We start from the raw sequence: 26,510 nt of genomic DNA on the forward strand, positions 1-26,510 counted from the left end.
AACCGCCGCCGGCTTCTCGGCCGAAGGGACCAGCCCCTCGCACATGACGCGCCGCTCCCTCCCCCCGCAGGCCCGCTCGCGCGGCGTCACGGCGGTGCTCGGGCCGACCAATACCGGCAAAACCCATCTCGCCATCGAGCGGATGCTCGCGCATCCCACGGGGATGATCGGGTTGCCCCTGCGCCTGCTGGCGCGGGAGGTCTACCTGCGCGTGGTGGCGCGGGTGGGGGTCGAGCAGGTCGCCCTCGTGACCGGCGAGGAGAAGATCAAGCCGGACAGGCCGCGCTACTGGATTTCCACCATCGAGGCGATGCCGCGCGACCTCGACGTGGCCTTCGTCGCCATCGACGAGATCCAGCTCGCCGCCGACATGGACCGCGGCTACGTCTTCACCGACCGCCTGCTGCACCAGCGCGGGCGCGAGGAGACGCTGCTCATCGGCTCCTCCACCATGCTGCCCCTGGTGCAGTCGCTGATTCCCGGCGTGCACACCACCACCCGCCCCCGCCTGTCGAAACTGACCTATGCGGGCGAGAAGAAGCTCGGGCGCCTGCCCCGGCGCACGGCCATCGTCGCCTTCTCAGCGGAGGAGGTCTACGCCATCGCCGAGCTGATCCGGCGCCAGCGCGGCGGGGCCGCCGTGGTGCTCGGTGCGCTGTCTCCGCGCACCCGCAACGCCCAGGTGGAGCTCTACCAGTCGGGCGACGTCGACTACCTCATCGCCACGGACGCGGTGGGGATGGGCCTCAACCTCGACGTCGATCACGTCGCCTTCGCGGCGAACTGGAAGTACGACGGCACCCGCTTCCGCAGGCTGACGCCCCCCGAGATGGGGCAGATCGCGGGGCGGGCCGGCCGCCACCTCTCGGACGGCACCTTCGGCTCCACGGGGCGCTGCGCCCCATTCGAGCCCGAGATGATCGAGGCCCTGGAGAACCACGATTTCGAGCCCCTCCGGGTGCTGCAATGGCGCAACCCCGACCTGGACTTCTCCTCGTTGAAGGCCCTTCAGGAGAGCCTGGACGCGCACCCCAACGAGAAGGGGCTGACCCGCGCGCCCATGGGCGAGGATCAGTCCGCCCTCGAAATCCTGATGCGCGAGGACGACATCCGCGACATCGCCACCAATCCGACGGTGGTGCGACGGCTGTGGGATACCTGCGGCGTGCCCGATTACCGCAAGGTCCATCCCCAGACCCATGCGGATCTCGTCGCCCAGCTGTTCCGCTTCCTCATGCGGGGCATGGCCGGGCGCATTCCCAACGACTGGTTCGCCAAGCACGTGGCGATGATCGACCGCACCGACGGCGACATCGACGCCCTGTCCCAGCGCATCGCCCAGGGGCGAACCTGGACCTTCGTCGCGAACCGTCCGGACTGGCTGATTGATCCCGTCCATTGGCAGGGCGAGACGCGTCGGGTAGAGGACAGGCTGTCCGACGCCCTGCACGAGCGCCTTGCGAGCCGTTTCGTCGATCGGCGCACTAGCGTCCTGATGCGGCGCCTGAGAGAGAATACGATGTTGGAAGCTGAGATCACCGCCGGCGGGGACGTTACCGTCGAGGGCCAGCATGTCGGCCATCTGCACGGGTTCCAGTTCGTCGCCGACCCGGGCGCGGAAGGCCACGAGGCCAAGACCCTGCGAAGCGCCGCCGAAAAGGCGCTCGGCGGCGAGATCGAGGCGCGCGCCGAGCGCTTCTCGGCCGCGGCGGATTCGTCCCTGGTCCTGTCCCATGACGGCATCATCCGCTGGACCGGAGACCCGGTGGCCAAGCTGATGCCGGGCGACAAGCTGTTCGAGCCGCATGTGCGGCTGCTCGCCGACGAGCAGCTCACGGGGCCTGCCCGCGACAAGGTCGAGACCCGGCTGGTCGCTTGGCTCAAGGCCTATGTGGTCCGCCTCCTCGGCCCGCTGATCGAGATCGAGACGGCGGCCGACCTCGTCGGCCTCTCGAAGGGCATCGGCTACCAGGTGGTCGAATCGCTCGGCGTCCTGGAGCGCTCGAAGGTGATGCACGAGATGCGCACCCTCGATCAGGAAGGGCGCGGGGCGCTGCGTCGCCACGGTGTCCGCTTCGGCGCCTATCACATCTTCCTGCCGGCCCTGCTCAAGCCGGCGCCGCGCACCCTGGCCGCCCAGCTCTGGGCGCTGAAGAATGGCGGCCTCGACCAGCGCGGCCTCGACGAGATCGCGCATCTGGCCGGTTCCGGCCGCACCTCGATCAAAGTCGATCCCGAAATCGCCAAGGGCCTCTACCGCGCCGCCGGCTTCCGCGTCTGTGGTGAGCGCGCCGTGCGCGTCGACATCCTGGAGCGTCTCGCCGACCTGATCCGCCCGGCGGTGACCTATGTGCCCGGCACCACTCCCGGCGAGGCCCCGGCCGGCACCGCCGACGGCGATGCCTTCGTCGCCACCGTGGGTATGACCTCCCTGGTCGGCTGTTCGGGCGAGGATTTCGGATCGATCCTGAAATCCCTCGGCTACGTCGCCGAGAGCCGCCCCGGCCCGGCCATCACCGTGCCGCTGCGCCCCGCCGCTGCGACCCAGCCCATCGCCCCGGCGACCGCATCGACCGACGGGTCGGCGACGGTGTCCGAGGAGGCCGCCCCCGCGACCGACGAGGAGGCCAAGCCGGAAGGCGAGACCAAGCCCGAGAACGAAGCCCAGCCCGAAGGCGAGGCCAATTCCCAAAACGAGGCCACTTCCGAAGGCGAGACCTCGACCGACACGGCCGAGCCCGTGGCGGAAGGTGTGCCCGATCCCGAGGCGGTGTCCGAGGAGGCCGCGTCTTCCGAGACAGACCTTGCCGAGACTGGCACCGTCGAGGACGAGCCGGCACCGGCCGCCGCCGAGACGGCGGTGGAGGCCCCTGAGGAGCCCGAGGCAGCCCCCGTCCCCGTGGCGGAATCCGCGACCCTCGCGGGTATCGAACCGGACACCGCCGAGACGGTCTCCGGTGAAGCCGCCGAGGCCGAGGCCGCCACGGATTCTGTCCCGACCGAGCCGGTGCTGGTGGAAATCTGGCGTCTCCAGCGGCATCAGCGCAGTTCCGCCCCGCGGCAGAACCGCCCACGCGGCGGCCGTGACGGCGCGCCGGCGGGCAACCGCGCTCCGGGCGAAGGCCGTCAGGATCGGCGCCCCGCTCATGCCGGCGCTCCCCGCGCGGGCGGTCCCGAGGGGGCCGAGCGTAACCGCGGCGGACAGGGCGACCGGCCCGAAGGAGGCCGCCGGGATGGCGGCCGGCCCGAGGGCGGACGTCCCCCCCGCCGCGAGCGGTTCGAGCCCGGCCGGGTCCGTCCCGAACGCCGCGACGAGGGCCGGCCCGCCGCGCAGCAGGAGCAGCGTCCGCAGCGCCGCGAGCGGGCTCCGGACCCGGATTCGCCCTTCGCCAAGCTGGCGGCACTCAAGGCTCAGCTCGAAGCCGGCGACGGCGGCAAGCGCTAAGCGGGTTTCGGGACGCTGAACCGGTGACCACTTTTGCCGAACCTGCTTAGATCTGGATGAAGCCGGGGCGGCAGCGTCTCGACAAGTGGCTCTGGTTCACCCGCTTCGCGCGGAGCCGCTCCCTTGCCGCCGCCCTGGTGGAGGACGGCTTCGTCCGCGTGAACGGGACGCGCGCCGACAATCCCGCAAAGGGGATCGGCATCGGTGACGTGGTCACCGTCGCCGCCGCCCATGTGACGGCGGTGGTGCGGGTACTGGAGCTCGGCGAGCGGCGCGGCCCCGCTCCCGAGGCGCGGGGCCTCTACGCCATCCTGTCGGGCGGCCCGTCCCCGGAACCCGACGACGGCGCGGCGTGATGCGCCTCTCCCCCAGGGGTGTGGCACGGACGCACCTGCCGCAGCCGGCGTGAGCCGCCGCTGCTTGTCAGCCACTCTGGCAGGGGATAGAGCCGTGCGGAAATGACGGGCGGGGCGGTCGACGCGCCGTCCGCGAGGCGCGTGACACACGGACGCGTTAACGGAGCCGTGCGGGAGGCCGGTCTAGGATCGGGGCCAAAGCGGGCTCGGGTCTCGCGATCCACCCCACCACGGATAAGGCTGAAGGGCACATGACCTACGTCGTCACCGACAATTGCATTAAGTGCAAGTACATGGACTGCGTGGAAGTCTGCCCCGTGGATTGCTTCTACGAGGGCGAGAACATGCTCGTCATCCACCCCGACGAGTGCATCGATTGCGGCGTCTGCGAGCCGGAATGCCCCGCCGAGGCGATCAAGCCCGACACCGAGCCGAGCCTGGAGACCTGGCTGAAGCTCAATGCCGATTACGCGCGGAGCTGGCCCAACATCACCCAGAAGAAGGACGCCCCGTCCGACGCCAAGGACTGGGACGGTGTCGCCGGCAAGCTCGAGGCGCATTTCTCGGCCTCCCCCGGCACCGGCGACTGACCCTGCAGCCTGGCCGGTTGCCCGGAACGTCCGCTTCACCTCGAAGTCACGGACACGTGATCACTGGCCGGCCGACGGACGCGGACGCTTCACGACGCCGCGGATGGCGGGCCGGCCCTTGGAAGCGTCGACCCGGCAGGTCTTCGGAGATTCCCTCTCCGCGTGCATCGGGCGCCGTGCCGAGCCCGGCCCGACCGGTCCCTCACGCATGCCCTGCGTCGGCAATCCTTTGATTCGGCGCCCGGTTTGTGGTATGTAGACCGCCTGCCGTCGTTCGTGCCTGACGTGCTGCCTTTGGCTACCTCACCGGTGGTTTTCAAACTTTTCGACAGAGTCGGCTTCCCATCTTCGTGGGACGCTACCTCGGCGAGACGAGGCGGCATGTGATCGACCGCTGGAGGCGCGTGCGCCTTCCGCGAACCCGATCGCATGGTGTGGATGGTCGGTTAGCCTGGGACCCGCTCGGCCGGTGCATGACGCATCGATGGCCGGCGGACAAGGGGCTCAAGCCGGGTCACCCACCCCGGGAATGAAGGTTCAGCGCGACTCGACCCGCGCGATGTTCTGGAGGCGCTTCTCGCATGACCACAGCCAAGAAGACGACGGCAGGCCGCCAAGGCTTCAAGACCGGCGAAGCGGTGGTGTATCCAGCTCATGGCGTCGGCCGCATCACTGCGATCGAGGAGCAGGAAATCGCCGGCTACAAGCTCGAGCTGTTCGTCGTCTCGTTCGAGAAGGACAAGATGGTCCTGCGCGTGCCCACCGCCAAGGCCAACAGCGTTGGCATGCGCAAGCTCGCTGAGCCGGAACTCGTCAAGAAGGCCCTCGACGTGCTCACCGGCCGCGCCCGGATCAAGCGCACCATGTGGTCGCGCCGCGCCCAGGAATACGAGGCCAAGATCAATTCCGGCGACCTGCTGTCGGTGACCGAGGTGGTCCGCGACCTCTACCGTTCGGAGGCCCAGCCCGAGCAATCCTACAGCGAGCGCCAGCTCTATGAGGCCGCCCTCGACCGCGTGCTGCGCGAGATCTCCTCGGTGAACAAGATCACCGAGACTGAGGCGCTCAAGCTGATCGAGCAGAGCCTCGCCAAGTCGCCCCGCCGCGCCAAGGGTGAGGCGGAAGCCGAGGGCGATGCTGAGACGGACGGCGATAGCGACGAGATCCGGGAAGAAGCCGCCTGAGCGGAAAGCCGATCTCGGACGAATCCGGTCGACGATCGGGCCCGGCGCACCAGCGCCGGGCCTTTTTCTTTGTCGGCACCGCATCTGCCGGCTCCGCCGGCGACCGTCGCCCAACTGCTCCGATGCGCCGCAGGGTCACGGCCCCCTGTCAGCCCGAGCCTGCGGAACTATCCACGCAACGGCTCCGTTGTTCGGTGCCTGGGCGATGCCCCCGGGCTGGTGCCCTCGCTCTCTGGACCATTCGGGTCGACCGACCCCGAACGTCCGTCGCGGCGCACGCACGCAACGGACGAAAGGCGGAGGCGGGAATGGCGGACATCGCGGGGATACGGCGACAGTTCATTCGTACGGCCATGGAGGCGCCTTTCCTGGCGCGAGACGAGGAACGTGGCCTCGCTGTCCGCTGGAAGGACGAGCGTGACGAACACGCACTCCACCGCCTGATCTCTGCCCATATGCGCCTCGTGATCGCCATCGCGGGACGCTTCCGGCATTACGGCCTGCCCATGGCCGATCTCGTCCAAGAAGGTCATGTGGGCCTGATGGAAGCGGCGGCCAGGTTCGAACCGGAGCGGGAAGTCCGCTTCTCCACCTATGCCACGTGGTGGATCAGGGCCTCGATCCAAGATTACATCCTGCGCAACTGGTCCATCGTCCGCGGCGGCACGAGTTCGGCCCAGAAGGCCCTGTTCTTCAACCTGCGTCGCCTTCGCGCCAAGCTGATGCAATCCACCGAGGAGCATGTGGGCGATGAGATCCATCGCCGCATCGCCACCGCCATCGGCGTTTCGCGCGAGGACGTGGCCCTGATGGATGCGCGCCTGTCCGGACCGGACATGTCCCTGAACGCTCCCGTGGGCGAAGAGAGCGAGGCCTCCTCCGAGCGGATGGATTTCCTCGTGGACGGGTCCGACCTGCCCGACGAGACGGTCTCGGCCTCGGTGGATGGCGAGCGCCGGCTCACCTGGCTCAATGAGGCGCTCACTGTGCTGTCCGAGCGCGAATTGCGCATCCTGCGCGAGCGGAGACTCACGGAGGATCAGGCGACCCTGGAGGCGCTCGGCCGCCGCCTCGGCATCTCGAAGGAGCGGGTCCGTCAGATCGAGAACCGCGCCCTGGAAAAGCTCCGGCGCGCCCTGGCCGAGCGTTTTCCACAGACCGCCGGTAACGTGTACGTCTGATTGGACGGTACTTGCCGCCCGCGCCCCGCCCCGGCACATTAACGCTTCGGCATCCCACGTGTGAGATGACGGGCGTCGATGGCGTCGAGGTGCGTTGTGCGGGAAGTCCATGACGAGATCGGTGTGGCGCATAGACCGCTAATGGCCCTCGCGGTGATCCTTGTCGCGAGCATGACGGTCACTGCCGCCGTCGCCGTCGAGCAGGGTCTCGCGTGGCCTGCGGCCGTCGGCACGTTCTATGGCCTCGCGGCCCTCTGTCAGATCGCCTATCTCGGCCTCGTCGTCGTTCACGAGTGGGGCGGCACCTCCGGCCCGTCGATCTGACGGGTGACCGTCGCCTGTCCTAGGGAGCCGATGGGCAGCGAGACGCTGGATCGCACGAGCACGAGTTCTGACGTCACCGTCTGGGACGTCGATCTCACCCAGGCCATCGACCATCGGGCGACGTGCCGCGACCTTCTCTCCGACGACGAGATCGCGCGCGCCGCCCGATTCGTCCGCGACGTGGATCGCTGGCGGTTCGAGGCAAGCCATGCGGCCCTGCGCCTCGTGCTTGGGGAACGGCTCGGATCGGACCCGCGCGGCCTCGTCTTCGGCGCGGCGCCATCCGGCAAACCGCATCTCGCGGGGGAGCAGGCCGGGTCATGCCGCTTCAGCCTGTCCCATTCCGGCAGCCGCGCCCTGATCGGGCTTTCCTCCTCGGCGGAGATCGGCGTCGACGTGGAAGAAATACGCCCGATGCCCGATCTGCTGCGCATCGCGCGGGCGCATTTCGCCCCACGGGAAATCGCCGCCCTCGAAACCCTCCCGCCACGCGACCTCATTGCGGCGTTCTTCGCCTGCTGGACACGCAAAGAGGCCGTGGCGAAGGCCACCGGCCAGGGCCTCTCCCTGCGCCTCGACGGCTTTGCCGTCTCCGTCACGCCGGGAACGGCGACGATGCTGACGATGCCGGAGGGCACGCATGCGTGGAGCCTGCACGCCCTCGCCACGGCACCGGGCCATGCCGCCGCCGTCGCCGTCATGGCGACGGGGATCGCCTACGTCCGCCGCACCCTCGCCCCCGATTGGGCCGCCCGTCCCGCCGCCATATCGCAACAAGGGCCATGATGGCGCTTGCGGCCCCGCGCCGGCCTCGCTATACGTCCGCTCGCCGGTGGAGACGCCGGCCGTCGGAGTGTAGCGCAGTCTGGTAGCGCACCACGTTCGGGACGTGGGGGTCGCAGGTTCAAATCCTGCCACTCCGACCAAATTTCCCGAGAGTTCGCAGTCTCTTACTGCTTCCCGAAAAAAATCCCGGCCGCACGGCGTGGACCGCATGACGAGCGTCGGTTTCCGCGTGATATTGCCCGCCGCCTTCTCGAACGGCGTGCCGTTGGCCCCGCCCACCCCGCTACATTACGGCTCGGCTCGCTCGCAGTGCCTCAGGCCGGTCCCGGCGGCGGGTCACGCATCAGATCAGATGCGCGAATTGGTTTCCCAGCCGTCTCGCTTCCGCCTGAAGGTCTTCCTCGTTCGGGGCGGCCTGCCCGGAAAGGCGGGCGACGATCATGGGCAGTCGCCAGGCGTCGATGTCCCGCCTGTCGATGCCGCTCAATCGGCAATACGTCCAGACATAGAAATCGGCCAGTCTCGCGCGGACCTGCGCATCGGCCGCCTTCGCCCAAGCGTTGACGGCGCCGGTGCGTCCGGATCGAAGGATGAGCTCGGTGCGAGCGACGTCCGCTGCGGGATGCCCTGCCGTCGATTTCTCCCAGTCGATGACGACCAGACCGCTCGGCGTGTAGAGCGCGTTCTCGGGGTGGAGATCTCCGTGGCATAGGTTGTCCCCGTCGGGCAGGCGATCGAGCACGGCGAGCGTCGTTTGCTTCAACCAGGCCGGCACTCTCGCTCGGGAGACTTGAACACGCAGTGCGTCCTGCTGGTTGGGAAGCGGAGCATTGACGATGGTGTGGATGCCGATCTGAATACGGGCGAGTTGCCTCAGGGCGCCCAGCATGCCGACCGGGTTCCTCCTGAAATGTTCGAGAACGGTCTTGCCATCGATGTGCTCGAACAGCACGCCGGATCGTCCTTGCCGCTCGATGATTCCCAAAGGAGCCGGGACGCGCAGGCCCTGGGAATGAGCGAAAGACGTCGCGACGAACTCCTTTTCGGCGAGAGACTTTCCCCATTTCGCCTTGTAGAGTTTCAGTATCTGTCCCGATTTTTCGATGAAGACTTCGGCGCTTCTTCCCTCACCGATGCGATGTGCCCGATCGAGCGCGACCTTTTGCTGCGATACCATATCGATCCATCGTCATGGCCCCCTGAATGCCATGCGCGAGAGTATGATCGCTGAAGATCAGCCGGCAATCCATTCCGAGACGGGAACGGTGCCGGCAGGGGGACGAGGTGCCGCTGCACACATCACGCAGCAAAAACCCCGCTCCGGCTTTCGCCGGGCGGGGTCTGAATGCGCGGGCTCTTCACCCTGAAGTCTGCAGCCCGTCAGTAGCCGTAACGGTAAGCCCGACGATAATTTCGGTCCTGGCGACGCAGGTGAGCGTCATAGCGGCGTTCATGGAGCATCTGTCGGCGAATGTGCTTCCGATAACGATACTGGGGCGAATGCCCGTAACGGGGCCGGTACCCGTACCCGTATTGGACGGTTTCGGTCGCTACCGGCTGTCCGAGCGAGGTGGCATCCACGGCCAGGGGAGCGGCCTGGGCCGTTGACGTCAAGCCGGCACATACGAGCGCCGCGGCGAGCGCGAGGGAGCGCAGGTCTTTCATCGGATATCCTTCCTTGTGGGTAGGCCGGCGGAATCTAGGGCGGCGAAGCTTGGCTTCAACCGAAAAAATTCGCCTCGGCGCCAGCCCGGCAGGTCGGCTCGTTCAGAGGAAGGGCTCGTCGGAGGGGCCGTGCCCCGTCATACCCTCTCAAAAACCGCGCATTCATGCCGATGATGCCCGGCGCGGGGAGGCCGGGCGCGATGAGGGAGAACCATGCGACGCTGTTTCGTCTGTGAGGCCGATAGCCTCGCGCCGACGGACCGGCACATCGTCCACGAGGATGGGCGGCGGCGGGCGTTTCCCATCGCCTGTGCCTCGTGCGGCGTGCTTGTCCAAGACGGGGCGGACCCGGCCGCATGCTGGGCCGATCTCGCGCGGGCTCTGGCCGGGCGCGCGTTCCGCCTCGATCCGCAAGCGCCCTACGGTCTCGACATCTACACTCTGCGCCTTGCCGCCACCCGGCTGCGCCGTGGCGTGAGTGCGGTCGGCGAGGCCGACCGGGCGGCCCTGCTGCATCCGCATTCCGAGGGGGCCGCCGGCGGCGACCTGTTCGATCTCGACGCCGCGTCGCCGGCGACGGTCTCGCTCGGCCTCCTCTGCCGGCCGCAGGATCTGGACTCCGTGCTGGCCCGCCTTCCCGCCCATGCGGCCTGGACGAGCGACGTGGCGATCCTCGTCGACGCCCCCGACAGCCAGCCGGTTTCCGCCGCCATCGCCGGTTATCCCTCCGGGGCCGTGCGGATCGCCGCCCGGCCCCTCGCCGGCGATTTCGCGGCCCAGCGCAACGCCCTGCAGGACCTGTCGCGGCGCGTCTGGATGCTCCAGCTCGACGCCGACGAGGCGCTCGCGCCCGCCGTGGGTGAGCTGCTTCCGGCCCTTGCCGCCCTGGCCGAGGAGGGAGACGTCCTCTCCATCGGCCTGCCCCGGCGCAACTGCGTCGATGGAATCCTGTCGGATGTCTATCCGGACGTTCAGTACCGTCTGAATCGCGCGCATGTCCGCTTCCGCGGGCGTGTTCATGAGCGTCCCGATCTCGGCGGCGCGTGGCGGCGGAGCTTCATCACCCTCCACGGCGCCATCGAGCACCGGCTCTCGCGCGCCCACGTGGAGGCGCGGTCCCGGCGCTACGAGGCGATGGATCCCGGCCGGGGGCGGCCGGAGGAGGAGACGGCGCTGCTGCGCCCCTACCGGCCCTGACCCGCCGACGCGATGGCGCGTTCGTAGAGCGCCAGGGTCTCGGCCCCGAGCCGCGCCCGGTCGAAGGCCCCGCTCGCCGCCAGGGCGCGGTCCCGCAGGCGCAGGCGCAGGGCGGAATCCAAGAGCAGCGGACGGATGGCCTCGGCCAGGGCCGCCCCCGTCGCTTCCCGCGCGAGAAGGCCTGCGCCCGGCCCACCGATGAAGACGCGGGCGCTGGCATCCTCGGCGCAGGCCACCACCGGGCGGCCATGGGCCAGGGCCTCCTGGTAGACGAGGCCGAAACTCTCGTAGCGCGAGGGGGCGAGCACCGCATGCGCTCGCGCATAGGCGGCCTCCAGGGCCACGGCGTCGATCCGGCCGAGGGGGTGCAGGCGCCGTCGCGCGGCGGCGGGACAATCCGCCGGGAGATCGGCCTCGGGCACGCCGACGAGGGCGATCTCGAAGAGAGGAAGCGCACCGGATTCGCAGTCGGCACCGAGGATCGCGGCGGCGGCGAGCAGGAGGTCGAACCCCTTGCGCGGCTCGGCCCGGCCGACGAACAGCAGGCGGACCGGGCCGTCCGCGGCCTCCGGGTAGGGTGCGGCACGCGCGCGTTCCAGCATCTCCGGGGGCAGGCTCAGGCCGATCACCGCATGGGGCCGGACGATATGGGGCCGGGCCGGATGAAGGCCGTAGAGCGCCGTCATCCGCGCCGCGTGCTCGCCGGTGTTCGAGATCAGGCCGGCGCTCGCCCTGGCCTGCCGGCGTTCCAGCCGGTCGGCGGCGAGACCGTCGAGGCGGTCGCGCAGGGAAGCGGCCGGTTCGCGCGAGAAGGCGGCCGGCGTGGAGTTGCGGGTCACCAGGGGCGGGGCCGCGCCGCCTCCGAGGAGGGCGGCCGGCCCATACCAGTTCGTGGCCTCGATGCAATCGAAGGGATGCCGGGCATGGGCCCGCAGCACCGCCCGGCGAAAAGCGATGGGCGCGGCGAGGTGCCCGGCCGATCCCCACAGGCGCAGCCGCGCGAGGGCGGAGCCCGGCGGGAGGCCGATCCCCTCGATTTTCACGCCCGCATGGTCGCCGGAGCCGGTGCGGTCGAGGGTGAACACCGTGACGGCGACGCCGAGCGCGCTCAGGCTCTCGGCGATCTCGCGCGCGGCGGTGGAAAGGCCGCTCGGGGCGGGGGGATAGTCCCAGGCGATGAGCGCCGTGCGCATGTGCCCGCTCACCGGCCGAGCAGGCGCCGGTAGATCGCGAGGTAGTCGGCGGCCATGCGCTCGGCGGTGAAGCGCGCCTCGAAGCGGCGGCGCACCTGCGCCCGGTCGAGCTCGCCCACCCGCGCCAGGGCCGCCACCGCCTCGGCCTCGGAGGAGACGACGAAGCCCGTGACCCCGTCCTCGACGATCTCGGGCACGGAGCCCCGGTTCCAGGCGATCACGGGAGTGCCGCAGGCCATCGCCTCGATCATCACGAGGCCGAAGGGTTCGGGCCAGTCGATGGGAAACAGCAGGGCACGCGCGCCGCCGAGGAGCCGGCCCTTGGCCGAATCGTCCACCGGGCCGACATAGACGGCGTCGTCACCGAGCAGCGGGCGGACCGCCCGGTCGAAGTAATCCGGGTTCCCCACATCCACGGTTCCGGCGAGGCGGATCGGCAGGCCCGCCGCGCGGGCGACGCGGATGGCGACGTCGGGCCGCTTCTGGTCGGTCATCCGGCCGATGAAGGCGAGATGGCCCTCCGGCTCGCTCCGTAGGGCGTAACGGTCGCGGGCGATGCCGTGATGGACGATGCCGGCGCGGTTCGCCGCCGGGATGCCGGCTTCCTGCGCCGCCGAGATCGCCGCCACGGGCAGGTCGGGGAAGCCGGCGAAGAACAGCGCCCGGTCGCGCTCGTCCACGCGCCAATGCACGGTCGTCAGGCTGCGGCATCGCCGCGCGCCGAGCACGGGCGCATGCGCGAACTCGCCGTGGCAATGGACGATGTCGAAATCGTCGAGGCGGCGGGCAAGCGCTTCCATCTGGAGCGCTTCGAGGGCCGCCGGCACCCCCGGAGCCACGCGGCCCTCACGGGCCTCCAGGGCGGCGAGACTGAGATGATCCCCGACCCTTGGTATATCTGTCACACTGTCCGCCGGGGCGAAGAGCGTTACCTCAACCTGCAAGTTTCGCAGTGCTATGCTGAGATCATGGATGACGCGCTCCGTCCCGCCATGATGCGTCGGAGGGGTCGGAAAGATGTTGGTTGCGACCTGCGCGATACGGATCACGGGTTGTTCTTGTGTTTTAGGTATGAAAGTCGACATTTTATCCGTGGTTGACGCGCCGGCACCCCGCCGCTGATGTTCGTTCTTCATATCGCGCTTCAAGGATGTCTTCGCGGTGACGACGTCGCCTACGGCCTCACCGCCGATACGGGCGGCCATATCCGCTACCTGCTCGATCTCGTCCGGGCCTGTGACCGGGACCCGGCCTCGGACCGGATCGTCATCGCCACCCGTCTGTTCGAGAGTGCGCTCGGAGCCGACTACGCCGTGCCCGAGGAAGCCGTATCGGACAAGGTGACGATCGTGCGACTCGCCAGCGCGTCGCCGGATTACCTGCCCAAGGAAGCGCTGCACGGGGAGGTGGCGAGCTTCTCCGAAGCCCTCGTCGCCTGGATCGCCGCGCAGCCCGTGCGCCCTGCCATCATCCACGCGCATTATGCCGACGCCGCCGCCGTCGCCGCCCTGGTCGAGGACCGGCTCGGCATCCCCTTCGTGTTCACCGCGCATTCCCTCGGACGGGTGAAGGCCCGCGCCATGGGCCGGCCGCCGACGGATACCCCGTCCCTGGCCCACCGGATCGCGGCCGAGGAGACGGCCCTGGCCCGCGCCGCCCTGGTCATCGCCTCCTCGCGCGACGAGGCCGAGGTGCAATACGCGACCTATGCCGCCTACGATCCCGGCCGCATCCGCGTGCTGCCGCCGGGCAGCGACCTGGCGCGCTTCCACGCGGCGCGGACCTGCCCGAGGGTGGACGCCTCCATCGACCGTTTCCTGCGCGAGCCCGGAAAACCCGCGCTGCTCGCGCTGGCCCGGCCCGTGGCGAGGAAGAACCTCGCCGCCCTGGTCACCGCCTATGGCGAGAGCCCGGAACTGCAGGCGCGGGCCAACCTCGTCCTCGTGGCCGGCACCCGCGACGACCTCGACGACCTCGACGGCGGCATGGCCGAGACCATGCGCGACCTCCTCGTGCTCATCGACCGCCACGATCTCTACGGGCTTGTGGCCTATCCGAAGACCCACCGCCCCGACGACGTGCCGGCCCTCTACGCCTATGCCCGCGAGCGCGGCGGGGTGTTCGTCAACCCGGCCCTCAACGAGCCCTTCGGCCTGACCCTGCTCGAGGCCTCTGCCGCCGGCCTGCCGCTGGTCGCCACCGACAGCGGCGGTCCCAACGACATCGTCGAGACCTGCGGCAACGGCCTCCTCGTCGATCCGCGCGATCCAGCCGGGATCGCGCGGGCCTGCCTGCGCATCCTCACCGAGCCCGGCCTGCGCGACCGCTACGTCGCCGGCGGCGAGCGGGCGGCGGCGGCCTACGATTGGGACCGGCACGCCCTGCGCTACCACGCCCTGCTGCGCGCCCTCGGGGCGGCCGAGGCGCCGTCGAGCCATCCGCGCCAGCTCCTGATCTGCGACATCGACAACACCCTGGTCGGGTGCGACGCCGGCCTCACCGCGTTCCGCCTCTGGCGCAGCGAGCAGGAGGGCCTCGCCTTCGGCGTCGCCACCGGGCGGTCGTTCCACAGCGCCATGGCGATCCTGGAGCAGCAGGCGAGCCCGCGCCCCCAGGTGATGATCACGTCGGTGGGGTCGGAGATCTACCATCTCGACGCCAACGGGGTGAGCTACACCGCCGACCGGGCGTGGCGGGACACGGTCTCCCGTGGCTGGAGCCGGGAGGACGTGCGGGCCGTGCTCGGGCAGGTTCCCGACCTCGTTCCGCAAGGCCCCCTGGAGCAGCGCCCGCACAAGCTCAGCTATTTCGGCGATGCCGCCACCGCCCGGCGCGTGCGGGGCAGGCTCGACGCCTCGGGCCTCGCCGCCTCCATCATCCACAGCCACGGCCGCTACCTCGACGTGCTGCCGCCGGCGGCCTCGAAGGGGACGGCGGTCGACCATGTCCGCGCGCTGTACGGGCTCGCCGAGGGCAACGTGTTCGTGGCGGGCGATTCCGGCAACGACGTGGAGATGCTGCGGGTGCGGCGACAGGCGATCATCGTCGCCAACTTCTCCGACGACCTCGCCACCCATGCGGCGCTCGGCCATTCCTACGTCGCCCGCGCCTCGCATGCCCGCGGCGTCATCGAGGGCGTGGCGCATTTCCGGAAGATGCCCGTCCATGCCGGCTAGAGCGTGCTCGGTGAGCGTTCTCACACTGGTCCGCCACCGGGACGGGCATCTGCGCAACCTGATGCGCGGGCTCGCCCAACAGACGGAGGCGCCCCTGGAACTCGTGATCGCCTGGATGCAGCCGGAGCCGGCCCACGACCTGCCGGATCCCGGCTGTCCCGTCCGGCACCTGCACGTACCAGGGGAGCCGATGCCGCTGGCCGCCGCCCGCAACCGCGCCGCCGAGGCGGCGCAGGGCTCGCGCCTGATCTTCCTCGACGTGGATTGCATCCCCGGGCCGGGTCTGGTGGCGGCCTATGCCGGAGCCGAGGCCGAGGCGCTGCTGCTGGGCGAAGTGCTCTACCTGCCCGAGGGCGCAGTGGGGGCCAGCCTCGATTGCGAGGCACTCGACCGTGCCGGGCGGGTGCATCCGGCCAAGCCCCCGATCCCGGAGACCGGACTGCGCCCGGAGCCGGAGGCGCGGGAGCTCTGGGGCCTGTCCTTCGCCCTCCCGGCCTCGGCCTACCGCAGCGTCGGCGGCATGGACGAGGGCTTCTCGGGTTATGGCGGCGAAGAAACCGATTTCGCCCTGCGCCTCGCGGCCTCCGGCCTGCCGACCTTCTGGATCGCCGGGGCGCGGGCCTACCACCAGCATCACCCGGTCCACGTGCCGCCCCTGCCGCATTTCGAGTCGATCCTGCGCAACGCCACCCGCTTCCATGCCCGGCACGGCAGCTGGTGCATGGAATACTGGCTCGGCCAGTTCCGCGAGGCCGGCCTCATCGCCTGGGACGCGCAGGCCACCTCCATCCGGCGCCTGCGCACCCCCGACCCCGCCGAGATCGCCGCCGCCCGGCAGCCCGGCACGCGCCTGTTCTCCTGACCCCGACCCGAGCCCCATGACGAAACCCATCGCCTTCTTCGTCCACCACCAGGGGCGCGGACACGCCAACCGCACCCGCGCCGTGGTGGCCGAGTTTTCCGCCACGCGGCCGGTCTCCGTCCTCACCGCCGATCCGAGCCTGTTCGACGGGTTCTCCCGCGACATCGAGATCGTCGCCCTGCCCGACATGATCGGCGCCAGGGTGCCCACCGCGCGCCTGTTCGCCGAGCCGACGCCCCGCGTGATGCATTGCGTGCCGCTGGGCGTGAGGGAGACGCGCCGGACCATGCGCACCATCCTCGAGCATCTCGACGACCGGGAGGTCGGCCTGTTCGTGGTGGACGTCTCGGCCGAGATCGCCCTGCTGGCGCGCGCGGCGAGCGTGCCGGCCGTGCAGATCCGCATGCACGGCGACCGCTCCGACATCGGCCATGTGGGCGCCTACGAGGCCTGTATCGGCATGCTCGCCCCCTTCGACGAGCGGCTGGAGCAGGACGATTACCCGGATTATCTGCGCGCCAGGACCTTCTACAGCGGCGGCCTCTGCACCAGCGTCGATCCGGTGCTCCCCCGCGCCGAGGCCCGCGCCCGCCTGCGGCTCGATCCCGACCGGGAGATCGTCGTCGCCGTCACCGGCGGCGGGGGCAGCGGCACGCCCTACGCGCCCCTCACCGTGGCGGCGCGCGCCGTGCCCGACGCCCTCTGGCTGACCCTGGGGCCGACCCACCGCGAGGGCCACGAGACCGATTTCGGCAACCTGCGCGAACTCGGCTGGGTGCCGTCCGTGACCGACTACCTCGCGGCCGCCGACATCGTCATCGCGTCCGCCGGCGACAACACGGTCCACGAGGTCGCGCGGGTGGGCGGGCGCCTCGTGGTGATGCCCGAATGGCGCTATTTCGGCGAGCAGACCCGCAAGGCCGAGGCCCTGGTGCGCCTCGGCGTCGCCGTGCAGGCCCCGCACTGGCCCGGCGACCTCCAGGGCTGGCGCGATCTCCTCGACCGGGCGCGCCGGCTCGACGGCGAGACCCTGCGCCCGCTCCACGCCCCGGACGCCGCCGCCCGCGCCGCCGGCTGGCTCGAAACCCTCACCGACGAACTCTGGGCCGGCGCGCCCGCCCCCTGAGCCCTTCCGCTTCCCAAAATCGGACTTCGAGAATGTCGACCGTTTCCGTCGTGACGCTGGCCAAGGGACGGCCTGCCCATCTGACCAACCTCGTCCTCGGCCTGATGCGTCAGACGCAAGCACCCGCCGAACTCGTCGTCGCCCGCATGCAGGACCAGCCCTACGACCTGCCGGAGGCGCCGTTCCCGATCCGCCAGATCCCGGTGGCGGGCGACCCGCTGCCGCTGGCCGCCGCACGCAATCGCGCCGTGGCGGCCGCGTCGGGGGAGGCGGTGGTCTTCCTCGACGTGGACTGCATCCCCGCGCCGACCCTCGTGGCGGATTACGCCCGTCGCCTCGGCGAATGCGACGGATTGCTGATGGGCGAGGTGCTCTATCTCCCCGGCGGGGCCACCGCCGGCGCGTGGAGCTCCGACGGGTTCGCGGATATCGCCGTCCGGCATTCGGACCGGCGCGGCCCGCCGGCCGAGGGGATCGAGATCTGCAACGATTATCGCTGCTTCTGGTCCCTGAACTTCGCCATGCGGAAGGCGACCTTCCTCGGCGTCGGCGGTTTCGACGAGCGCTATGTGGGCTATGGCGGCGAGGACACCGATTTCGGCAAGCTCCTCGACCAGCGCGGCATCGCCATCGCCTGGCTCGAAGGCGCGCGCGTCTATCACCAGTACCACCCGCACCACATGCCGCCGATCCACCATCTCGACAGCGTGGTGCGCAACGCCGAACTGTTCGAGGCGAAGTGGGGCTACCGGACCATGGGCCATTGGCTCCATGCGTTCCGCCTCATGGGCCTGATCGACGACACGCCCGGCCGGCCGATCCGCATCCTGCGCCGCCCGGATGCCGACGATCTGGTGCTCACGGGCCAGCAGAGCCACCAGCCCTATTCGAACACCGCCTCGGTCATCCGCATCCTGGATGCGCGCAACGCCGCCCTCGCCGAACGGGCCGGAACCCTCGCGGCGGAGCCCGAGCCGGCATGAAAGCCATCCGATGAGGATCGCGCTCCTCGCCCATGTGCGCCAGCCCATCGCCCAGCCCTTCAAGGGCGGCATGGAGGCCCATAGCTGGCACCTCGCCCGGGGGCTGCAGGCCCGCGGCCACGAGGTCGTGCTGTTCGCCTCCGGCGACAGCGACCCGCGCTTCACCCTTGACCCGGTCCTGCCCGAGCACCAGGAGCGGACGTTCCCCGGCCAGGAGCATACCGGCAACCCGGCGCTGATCGCTCATCTCGATGCCGGCTACGCCGCCGCCTGCGACCGGATCGCCGCCGGGGGCTTCGACGTGGTCCACAACAACAGCCTCAGCCGCCTGCCCCTGGCGCGCGGGCGAACGGAGGCCGTGCCCACCGTCACCTCCCTCCACGTCCCGCCCTACGATGCCCTGCGCTGGTTCGTTCACGACGGTGTCGCCCCCTCGCATCGGATCACGGTGACGTCGCAAGGGCAGCTGCATGCCTGGTTCCCGGATGGGGCGCCGCCCGGAGTGTCGGTGCTCCATAACGGCATCGACCCGGCCGATTGGCCCTACCGCGACCGTGGCGACGGCAGCGCCGTCTGGTGCGGCCGGATCACGCCCTACAAGGGGACGCACCTCGCCATCGAGGCGGCGCGGAAGGCGGGCATCGCCCTCACCCTCTTCGGCTCGACGGAGGACGCCCCATACTGGGAAGAGGCGGTCAGGCCACTCCTCGGCGGCGCGATCCGCTATGGCGGCCATCTCGACGGGGCCTCCCTCGCGGCGGAGATCGGCCGGGCCTCGGTCTTCCTGTTCACCCCCTGCTGGGACGAGCCGTTCGGCCTCGTCGCCATCGAGGCCATGGCCTGCGGCCTGCCGGTGGCCAGCATCGACAGGGGAGCAGCCCGCGAGGTCATCGGCGAGGCGGGCGCCTTCGCCCGGCCCGGAGACAACATCGCCCTCGCCGACGCGATCGGGCGAGCGCTGGCCATCCCGCGACGCAGCGCGCATGGGCGCGTCCTCCGCCACTTCACCCACGACGTCTGGTTGAACGCGTGTGAGGCGCTGTACGCCGACGTCCGACGTTCGCACCCCGGCGGCCGGGATCGATAGGAAGAGCGGGACGCGGCACCGGCCGGGATCCCTTGCCCGGCCGCTGCCGCGCGGTCGCACTGGCAGGCCCGATCGGACGACCCGAAACGGCTCGAAATCGAAGGATTTAGCCTCCGATCTCCGTCGAATGCTGCACGGCACAAAACGATAACTCACTGCAGCAAAATGAATACAGTTCATGAAGCATACGAAAATGATCATTAAGTATTAAATCGTACCTAACCGCCAATAATGTAGCAACCACGCCATTGCTCCGGAACCGATCGAGGAGGCTCGGTCTTTGCAGCTCGGGCATCAAGTGCCCGCCATGCCATGTAAGCCGGCATGATCTTCAATCTATCCCGTCGTTCTCGATTTGTGGGTTTGGAGAAAACAATGGCCACCGTATCGATCCTGACCAATGCTGGTTTCGACGTTCGCGATTTCTTCGTTCCCAATCTGGGTGGTGCCGATCTCACATNGTTTGGAGAAAACAATGGCCACCGTATCGATCCTGACCAATGCTGGTTTCGACGTTCGCGATTTCTTCGTTCCCAATCTGGGTGGTGCCGATCTCACATTCACCGGCCTCGTCGACAGCGTGGGCGATCTCCTACTCGGCGGCAGCCGCACGGATACGTTCGACGTTCTCACCATCGAGGCGAATGGGCTCACCTACAACTACACCGGCAATTGGGAGATCGAAGCCTCGACCGGCCTGACGACCGGAACGGTCTCGGCCAGCGGCGGCTATGACGGCGTCGAGGTGAAGCTCGGCGATACGGTCCTGGCGACGATCGACCTGCCGTTTCAGCCGGTCGACCTAGGATCGGAAACGAGTGCCGGGATCCTCGGGAGCGTCGGAACCCTCGTCACGGATCTCGTCGGCGGCACCGTGGACATCCTGCTCGGAACCCTCGATGAAACGGTCTCCCTGGTCGGCCTCAATCTCGACGCCACCCCCGATCTCATCGACATCGTCATCGACGCGGGCGGCACCCAGACGGCTCGGAACCCTCGATGAAACGGTCTCCCTGGTCGGCCTCAATCTCGACGCCACCCCCGATCTCATCGACATCGTCATCGACGCGGGCGGCACCCAGACCGGCGGCGATGGCGACGACACGCTGCGCGGCGGCAACGGCGGCGACATCCTCGACGGCGGCGCCGGCAACGACACCATGATCGGCGGCGGCGGCGACGATATCTACATCGTCGATTCGGCCGGCGACACCGTGGTGGAGGATGCCGGCGAGGGCGACGACACCGTCCGCTCGTCGGTGACCTACACCCTCCCCGCCAATGTNCTACATCGTCGATTCGGCCGGCGACACCGTGGTGGAGGATGCCGGCGAGGGCGACGACACCGTCCGCTCGTCGGTGACCTACACCCTCCCCGCCAATGTTGAGAACCTCGTCCTCACCGGCAGCGGCGACATCGACGGAACAGGCAATACTCTCGACAACGGCATCACCGGAAATAACGGGGACAACCGCCTCGACGGCGGGGGCGGCGCCGATAGCCTCACCGCCCGCGGCGGCGACGACGTCCTCATCGGCGGCACGGGCGACGACATCATGCGCGGCGGGGCCGGCGATGACGTCTACGTCGTGGATTCCACGGGCGATCAGGTCATCGAGGCCGCCGGCGAAGGCAATGATACCGTCCGCTCGTCGGTGACCTACAGCCTCGGCGCCAATNGTCTACGTCGTGGATTCCACGGGCGATCAGGTCATCGAGGCCGCCGGCGAAGGCAATGATACCGTCCGCTCGTCGGTGACCTACAGCCTCGGCGCCAATTTGGAGAACGTCATCCTCACCGGATCCGCCGCCATCGGCGCCACCGGCAACGAGGGCGACAACAGCCTCGTAGGCAATGGAGCCAACAATCGTCTCGACGGCGGCGCCGGAAACGACACTCTCGCTGGACGAGGCGGCAACGACACCCTCATCGGCGGTACCGGCGCGGACACGATGCGCGGGGGCACCGGAAGCGATACCTACGTGGTCGATGATGCAAGCGATCAGGTCGTCGAGTTGACCCAGGAGGGCAACGATACCGTGCGCTCCTCGATCGACTACACCCTCGGGGCCAATCTCGAGCGCCTCGTCCTGACCGGAGCCGGTGACCTCGACGGGACGGGCAACGCCTTGAACAACGCCATCTTCGGCACCGGCGGGGACAACGTACTCAATGGCGCCGGCGGCAACGACATCCTGTTCGGCAATGGCGGAGCCGATAGTCTCGACGGCGGGACCGGCAACGACGTCTTGCATGGCGGTCTCGGCGACGACACCTACTTCGTCGACAGGGTCGGCGACAAGATCGTGGAGCTCCCGGGCCAGGGCCACGACACGGTCTATGCCTCGGTGAGCTACGGCCTCTCCGCCAATGTCGAGGACCTCATTCTGACGGGAACGCGCAACTTCAGCGGTACCGGCAATGACCTCGACAACGACATCACCGGCAATGACGGCAACAACCGTCTGAGCGGCGGTGCCGGCGACGATGTCGTCACGGGCCATGCCGGCAACGACACCCTGCTCGGCGGCAGCGGGTCCGATACGATGCGCGGCGGCACTGGCAACGACACCTATGTCATCGACAATGCCGGGGATCGCGCCATCGAACAGCCGGGCGAAGGCTACGACACGATCCGCGCGACCGTCAGCCATACGATGGAAGCCAATACGGAAAAGATGGTCCTGAGCGGAAACGGGGATCTCGTCGCCAACGGCAATGCCGGCAACAACGAGATCTACGGCAATGCCGGTGACACCGAGATCTACGGCGGCGACGGCCGTGACCTGCTCTACGGCCGGGGCGGTGCCGACACCTTCGTGTTCAAGGACGTCACCGACAGCGACGTCGCCATCGGCGGACGCGACATCGTCAAGGACTTCGACTTCGCCGCGGGCGATCGCATCGACCTGAGCGCGATCGATGCGAATTCGGGACTAGCCGGAGACCAGGGCTTCCAGTTCGTCGGAACCGAGGCGTTCTCGGGCGAGGCCGGCGAGTTGCGGATGAAGTTCGGCGGCGGCAACACCCTCTTGCAGGGTGATACCAACGGCGACGGAGCGGCCGACTTCGCCGTCCTCCTCCAGGGTCATCATGTCCTCGACAGCGGGTCGTTCATCGTCTGACGCGGGCTCCCCCGGCGGTCGATCGCCCTCCGGCTCCGGATGGCCCGACCCGCCGACAAAGCCACACGAGGAGCGGGGAGCCGACGGCTCGCCGCTCTCTTCCGAGGATCTCGGTGCAGAATGGGGCGACGATTCTCTCGGAGAGGCGCCGGAGCCGACGAGGCGGCGGTTTCCGCCGACCCGGTGACCTTCCGGGCTTGACGCTGGTATACCAGAAGGGCCAAGATGATGTCGCTCCTCTCGGGGAGCCTTCCTATGAGCAAAACTTCACCCGCCCGGCTTCGGCCGAGGCGGGCTTTTGCGTGTTGTCCGAACCAGTGCACCATGATTCCGGCGGCTGACAGGGCGTGAAGACGCGGCGCGGGCGCAAGGGGGCCGCCGCGCAAGGCTGGGAGTCGGGCCTGCGCGCCCTATCCTCTCTCCTCGAATGCGAGGCACGCCATGAACGACAACGAGCATGCCGTCTACGCCATCGCTCCCGAACTCGGAGGATGGACGGTCTACGACACCAAGACTCTGGAGCCGGCGCTGGTGAAGAGCGTCCGGCAGGTCGGCCTGGGTCGGGAAGCCGCGCACGCGATGGCGGACGCCCTCAACGCCCTGGAGCGGACGGCGCCGGGATCGTCCTTGGCCCGGCCGGACGGACCGGCCTAAGCAGGCTCGCGTTGGCAAGCCAACGCACCACCCGGCTTAGCTCTTTGCTGTGTCGCAGGTTTTCGATCGCAGAACCGGGGGCCACTTCTGCGAAACCTGCTCAGGACCCAACGCCAATCCGCGAGACCCCGCACCGGCGGCCTGTTCAAGGAACTCGACCCATGTCGTCATGGCCGGACATCGACGATCCCCACCTCGCCCTCGTCGGCAACGCGCCGGAGATCGGCGATCACGGCCAGGCTATCGATGGGGCGTCCTGCGTGGTGCGCTTCAACAACGCCGCGGGTTTCGGCGGCCCGGCGGGATCGCGCGTGACCCTCCTCGCCCTCGTCAATCGCGGAGGCCAGGCCCGTGCTTGGGTGGAGGATGACGGGTTCCTCGATCGCCCCGTGATCCGGCAGGCCCGCACTTACCTGCTGGCCTTCCCCGAACTCTCGCCGGACGAGGAGGGAGCGCATGAGCGCGTCTGCTGGACGGCTCCCCTGCGGGACAAGCTCGCCCACCGCCCGGTCCATGTCTTGCCCTCCGCCCTGCATGACCGCGCCCGCCAGCAGCTCGCCCCCCGCGTCTCCGGCACCCCGAATCCGAGCACGGGCTTCTTGGTGGCGCTCGCCATCCTCGAGGGGCGGAGCCCGTCCCTGCCCCCGATCGACGTCTATGGGTTCGGCTTCGCCGGCTGGTCGGGCCACCCCTGGGACGCCGAGCGGGACTGGTTCACGGCCCACGGGGAGGCCGGACGCCTGCGGCTCCATCCTCCCGCCGCGTCCTGACCTCGGCGCGACCGCCAAGCATGGCAGCCTGACGGCGAAAGGTTCCACGGCCGAGCGCGATCCCCATAGTTTTCCCCCAAATATAGATCTCTCATTTTTGGGAGCCTCAAGGCAAAGCGAGCGTTCCTTGGATGACTGACAGCGCCATGACGCGTCGGTACGGAATAATACACTCGTTGAAGTGGAATGATGTCCATGGCCGCCAAACAGAAAAACTTGAATGATGCTTTCTATGAGACCCTCAAGGACGTCTATTACGCCGAGAAGCAATCCGTTCGCGCGTTGAAGAAGTCGGCCAAATCCGCCGAGCACGACGAGCTGCGCCAGGCGTTCGAGACCCATGCGGAGGAGAGCGCCGTCCAGGTCGAGCGCCTCCAGCAGGTGTTCGAGATCATCGGCAAGTCGGCGCGGGCCAAGACCTGCGAGGCCATGCAGGGCCTGACCGCCGAGATGGACGAGGATCTCGAGGACTTCGGCGACAGCCCGGCGGCGGACGCGGTCCTGATCGGCTGCGCACAGGCCGTCGAGCATTACGAGATCGCCCGCTACGGCACCCTCAAGACCTGGGCGAGGCAGCTCGGCTACGAGGACGCTGCCAAGCTCCTCGACGAGACCCTCCAGGAGGAGAAGAAGACCGACGAACTCCTCACGCAGATCGCCCTGAGCCTCAATGTGGAGGGCTCCGACGAGGCCGGGACCGAAGACGAGGCCGGCACGGAGGGCGAGCCGGCTCCCCGGAAGAAGGGCGCCAAAGTTGAGTCCGGGTCCAAGGCCAAGATTAAGGCCGAGTAGGGAGATCGCACCATGGTCGATACCAGCAAGATCCAGGAGCACATGCCGGTCGTCGGTTCCGATGACGGGCATGTGGGCACGGTGGACCACCTCGACGGGCAGCGCATCAAGCTCACCCGGACCGATCCCGAAGCCGAGGGTCGGCACCACTTCCTCCACATCGACTCGATCGATGCGGTGGAGGATGGCAAGGTCAAGCTGAACCGGACCTCTGCCCAGGCCAAGGACGAATGGGGCACCGCGGAATAGCGCGGCGCGTCGGGCCGGGATACGAAGGGGTTGCCGATGAAGCGACCCCTTTTTTCCGGCCTCACCCCGGTCTGGCATCGGGACCGAAGGCCGCGCCCCAGACCGGACGGATTCGTCCATGCCCGCGAGCGACGCGAAACCTACTCCGCCGGCGCGTGCGCGGTCGGTGCCATCGCCGGGACCGGGACCGCGCCCCGGGCCGCCACGAAGAGCAGGCCGGCCACCAGCATGTAGGCGAGCGCCAGGGTCGGGGTCACCGCGAAGCCGACGGCGGGGCCGTGCATGAAGCCGAAGAAGGTCAAGACGCCCCCGGCCGCCGCGAAGGCCGAGGCCCTCGGGAAGTCGCGCTCGATGATGAAGGTCGCGATGGCGCCGAGGATCAGCCCGCCGAGGATCGCGCCTTCGCCGAGCACGGCGAGGCCGTGATAAAGCACGCCGACCTGCCCGAGCTTGTCCATGCCCACCACAGCGGCGCTCGTGCCGGCCGCCCCCAGCGCCCCGTCGATCAGCGTCTTGGCCCAGGCCGCGAGATGCGGCGCGAAGGCCAGAACGATGGCGGGCGCGTGCGAATGCGGCGTCTCCTGGAAGGCCTGCGCCCCGATCAGCATGCCGATATAGAGCAGGATCGGCGAGATCGCGACGATCGGCACCACGCTGGAGATCAGTGAGATCAGGTTCAGCCAGGCGAGCAGCAGAACGACGATGCCGGTGGCGAAGGAATAGCCGATCCGCCCGCCCATCGCCTTCCAGCCGGGATGGCCGATATAGACGGCGTTGATGAACGGGTTGCCCATGAGGCACCCGATCAGGCTGACGATCCCGTCGGCGGTGAGCACCTGCGTGGTCGGGTAGGCGTCGCCCGCCACTTCCGCACTCTCGACGTTGTCCATAGCCTCCACGAGGTCGTAGATGCCGAAGGGGATCGCCGTCACCAGGATGATCCCGATGAACTCGAAGCCGCCGAAGACGTGGCCGATGGCCGGCAGCGGCACCGAGAACCCGATGCCGGAGAGCGCGCTCGTCAGGCCGGGGCCGCTGACCCCGCCGATGTCGATACCGACCAGCTTGGCGCCCCAGGCGACGGCCATGCCGAACAGGATGGCCACGAGACCGGCCGGAAGCCGGCCCGGATAGCGCACGCCGCCGAACCACGCGAGCAGGATGATGGCGAAGGCGACGACGCCGATCACCGGGGTCTGGATCAGCTCCAGTGCCGGGCGCATGGCGATGAAGGTGACGGAGACGCCGGCGAGGGTTCCGAGGAGCGCCGCGCGCGGCGTGATGCGCCGGATGACGGGGGCGATGAACCCGCCGATCATCAGCATGAAGCTCTGGATGAACACCCAGGCGAGCCCCGCCTCCCAGGCCTTCACCGGATCGCCGGTGGAGAGCTTGATCGGCAGCATGATGACGAAGACCACGATGAACATGTGCGGCACGCTGATGCCGGAGGGCAGCGCGCAGACGTCGTCGCGGCCGCTGGTCTTGGCGAGCCGGTAGCCGAGCCAGCCGTAATAGGCGGTGGAGAGGAAGAGCATCAGGCCGACGGCGGGCAGGATGCGCCCGAAGGTGATCGCGTCGGGCATGCCGAGGACGAAGCGCAGCAGGCCCGTGAGCACCAGCATGTTGACGAGGATGTTGGTGCCGAAGCCGAAGAACGCGTTCCAGTCGCCGGGCACCCAGAGGGCCGGGCGGCGGGATGCGCCGGCCGTGTTCGTCATGCCGATCGCCATGGTGCCCTCCATCGTGCCAGGGCGAGGCGA

General features: G+C 69.0%; 23 protein-coding genes, 1 tRNA gene and 2 pseudogenes. 22 read left to right on the forward strand and 4 right to left on the reverse strand.

What is annotated here, in order from left to right; genetic code table 11:
* Window positions 1-43 precede the first annotated feature (43 nt).
* The 8 genes from ASF26_RS02200 to ASF26_RS02235 all read left to right on the forward strand — a co-directional run bounded on the left by ASF26_RS02200 (window position 44) and on the right by ASF26_RS02235 (window position 8,006).
* Window positions 44-3,445 carry a helicase-related protein gene (locus ASF26_RS02200; protein WP_056248887.1) on the forward strand — a complete coding sequence of 1,134 codons (3,402 nt, stop codon included), beginning with the start codon at window positions 44-46 and terminating at the stop codon, window positions 3,443-3,445.
* Between the two features lie 56 nt (window positions 3,446-3,501).
* Window positions 3,502-3,801 carry a S4 domain-containing protein gene (locus ASF26_RS02205; RefSeq protein ID WP_056147056.1) on the forward strand — a complete coding sequence of 100 codons (300 nt, stop codon included), beginning with the start codon at window positions 3,502-3,504 and terminating at the stop codon, window positions 3,799-3,801.
* Window positions 3,802-4,052: 251 nt separating this feature from the next.
* Window positions 4,053-4,391, forward strand: a complete 339-nt coding sequence (fdxA, locus tag ASF26_RS02210) for a ferredoxin FdxA (RefSeq protein ID WP_018045675.1) — start codon at window positions 4,053-4,055, stop codon at window positions 4,389-4,391.
* A 581-nt stretch (window positions 4,392-4,972) separates the two neighbouring features.
* Window positions 4,973-5,575: a CarD family transcriptional regulator gene (locus tag ASF26_RS02215; protein WP_056248890.1), complete on the forward strand. Its 603-nt coding sequence runs from the start codon at window positions 4,973-4,975 to the stop codon at window positions 5,573-5,575.
* 308 nt (window positions 5,576-5,883) lie between these two features.
* A complete protein-coding gene (locus tag ASF26_RS02220; RefSeq protein ID WP_026176254.1) occupies window positions 5,884-6,756 on the forward strand; it encodes an RNA polymerase factor sigma-32 in 873 nt (290 codons plus the stop codon).
* Window positions 6,757-6,879: 123 nt separating this feature from the next.
* A complete protein-coding gene (locus ASF26_RS02225; RefSeq protein WP_156462834.1) occupies window positions 6,880-7,080 on the forward strand; it encodes a hypothetical protein in 201 nt (66 codons plus the stop codon).
* Window positions 7,081-7,110: 30 nt separating this feature from the next.
* Entirely contained in the window at window positions 7,111-7,866 is a 756-nt protein-coding gene (locus ASF26_RS02230; protein ID WP_056248896.1) for a 4'-phosphopantetheinyl transferase superfamily protein, read from the forward strand.
* A gap of 63 nt (window positions 7,867-7,929) precedes the next feature.
* Window positions 7,930-8,006, forward strand: a tRNA-Pro gene (locus tag ASF26_RS02235).
* A 203-nt stretch (window positions 8,007-8,209) separates the two neighbouring features.
* Here the strand turns inward: ASF26_RS02235 and ASF26_RS02240 are convergent.
* Window positions 8,210-9,043, reverse strand: a complete 834-nt coding sequence (locus tag ASF26_RS02240) for an aminoglycoside phosphotransferase family protein (RefSeq protein WP_056248900.1) — start codon at window positions 9,041-9,043, stop codon at window positions 8,210-8,212.
* Window positions 9,044-9,744: 701 nt separating this feature from the next.
* On the opposite strand from ASF26_RS02240, the gene ASF26_RS02250 reads away from it, so the two are divergent.
* Window positions 9,745-10,728: a hypothetical protein gene (locus ASF26_RS02250; protein ID WP_056248907.1), complete on the forward strand. Its 984-nt coding sequence runs from the start codon at window positions 9,745-9,747 to the stop codon at window positions 10,726-10,728.
* Here ASF26_RS02250 and ASF26_RS02255 read toward each other — a convergent pair.
* Together ASF26_RS02255 and ASF26_RS02260 are read right to left on the reverse strand one after the other, a co-directional pair.
* Window positions 10,716-11,921 carry a glycosyltransferase family 4 protein gene (locus ASF26_RS02255; RefSeq protein ID WP_056248909.1) on the reverse strand — a complete coding sequence of 402 codons (1,206 nt, stop codon included), beginning with the start codon at window positions 11,919-11,921 and terminating at the stop codon, window positions 10,716-10,718. The genes ASF26_RS02250 and ASF26_RS02255 overlap by 13 nt on opposite strands.
* Before the next feature lie 8 nt (window positions 11,922-11,929).
* Window positions 11,930-12,970 carry a glycosyltransferase family 4 protein gene (locus ASF26_RS02260; RefSeq protein WP_056248912.1) on the reverse strand — a complete coding sequence of 347 codons (1,041 nt, stop codon included), beginning with the start codon at window positions 12,968-12,970 and terminating at the stop codon, window positions 11,930-11,932.
* 72 nt (window positions 12,971-13,042) lie between these two features.
* Here ASF26_RS02260 and ASF26_RS02265 point away from each other — a divergent pair, with 72 nt between their 5' ends.
* From ASF26_RS02265 to ASF26_RS02320, 13 genes and pseudogenes are all read left to right on the forward strand, one after another.
* On the forward strand, window positions 13,043-15,097 hold the full coding sequence (locus ASF26_RS02265) for an HAD-IIB family hydrolase (protein WP_056248915.1): 2,055 nt from the start codon (window positions 13,043-13,045) through the stop codon (window positions 15,095-15,097).
* Entirely contained in the window at window positions 15,087-15,959 is an 873-nt protein-coding gene (locus ASF26_RS02270) for a galactosyltransferase-related protein (protein WP_056248918.1), read from the forward strand. Before ASF26_RS02265 ends, ASF26_RS02270 begins: the two co-directional genes overlap by 11 nt.
* A gap of 16 nt (window positions 15,960-15,975) precedes the next feature.
* On the forward strand, window positions 15,976-17,085 hold the full coding sequence (locus tag ASF26_RS02275) for a glycosyltransferase (protein WP_056248923.1): 1,110 nt from the start codon (window positions 15,976-15,978) through the stop codon (window positions 17,083-17,085).
* 32 nt (window positions 17,086-17,117) lie between these two features.
* On the forward strand, window positions 17,118-18,068 hold the full coding sequence (locus tag ASF26_RS02280) for a galactosyltransferase-related protein (RefSeq protein WP_056248927.1): 951 nt from the start codon (window positions 17,118-17,120) through the stop codon (window positions 18,066-18,068).
* Window positions 18,069-18,078: 10 nt separating this feature from the next.
* Entirely contained in the window at window positions 18,079-19,155 is a 1,077-nt protein-coding gene (locus ASF26_RS02285) for a glycosyltransferase (protein WP_056248930.1), read from the forward strand.
* Between the two features lie 475 nt (window positions 19,156-19,630).
* Window positions 19,631-20,158: a hypothetical protein gene (locus tag ASF26_RS23000; protein WP_200925871.1), complete on the forward strand. Its 528-nt coding sequence runs from the start codon at window positions 19,631-19,633 to the stop codon at window positions 20,156-20,158.
* Window positions 20,055-20,440, forward strand: a pseudogene (locus ASF26_RS23610) (hypothetical protein); the annotation flags it as partial. The gene ASF26_RS23000 and the pseudogene ASF26_RS23610, both read left to right, overlap by 104 nt.
* A 74-nt stretch (window positions 20,441-20,514) precedes the next feature.
* Window positions 20,515-20,835, forward strand: a pseudogene (locus tag ASF26_RS23010) (calcium-binding protein); the annotation flags it as partial.
* A 76-nt stretch (window positions 20,836-20,911) separates the two neighbouring features.
* On the forward strand, window positions 20,912-22,282 hold the full coding sequence (locus ASF26_RS22450) for a calcium-binding protein (RefSeq protein ID WP_244475809.1): 1,371 nt from the start codon (window positions 20,912-20,914) through the stop codon (window positions 22,280-22,282).
* A 441-nt stretch (window positions 22,283-22,723) separates the two neighbouring features.
* Window positions 22,724-22,936 carry a hypothetical protein gene (locus ASF26_RS02305; RefSeq protein WP_056248946.1) on the forward strand — a complete coding sequence of 71 codons (213 nt, stop codon included), beginning with the start codon at window positions 22,724-22,726 and terminating at the stop codon, window positions 22,934-22,936.
* 161 nt (window positions 22,937-23,097) lie between these two features.
* Window positions 23,098-23,706: a hypothetical protein gene (locus ASF26_RS02310; RefSeq protein WP_056248949.1), complete on the forward strand. Its 609-nt coding sequence runs from the start codon at window positions 23,098-23,100 to the stop codon at window positions 23,704-23,706.
* 195 nt (window positions 23,707-23,901) lie between these two features.
* Complete coding sequence (locus ASF26_RS02315; protein WP_056249773.1) at window positions 23,902-24,498, forward strand: ferritin-like domain-containing protein; 597 nt, start codon at window positions 23,902-23,904, stop codon at window positions 24,496-24,498.
* A 12-nt stretch (window positions 24,499-24,510) separates the two neighbouring features.
* Window positions 24,511-24,747 (forward strand): DUF2171 domain-containing protein, encoded by a 237-nt coding sequence (locus ASF26_RS02320; protein WP_056248955.1) that lies wholly within the window; start codon window positions 24,511-24,513, stop codon window positions 24,745-24,747.
* A 140-nt stretch (window positions 24,748-24,887) separates the two neighbouring features.
* On the opposite strand, the gene ASF26_RS02325 is transcribed toward ASF26_RS02320, so the two are convergent.
* Window positions 24,888-26,480 carry a regulator gene (locus ASF26_RS02325; RefSeq protein WP_200925874.1) on the reverse strand — a complete coding sequence of 531 codons (1,593 nt, stop codon included), beginning with the start codon at window positions 26,478-26,480 and terminating at the stop codon, window positions 24,888-24,890.
* Window positions 26,481-26,510: the final 30 nt, after the last annotated feature.

The sequence above is a fragment of the Methylobacterium sp. Leaf93 genome, from assembly GCF_001422345.1.
Taxonomy (GTDB): Bacteria; Pseudomonadota; Alphaproteobacteria; order Rhizobiales; family Beijerinckiaceae; genus Methylobacterium; species Methylobacterium bullatum.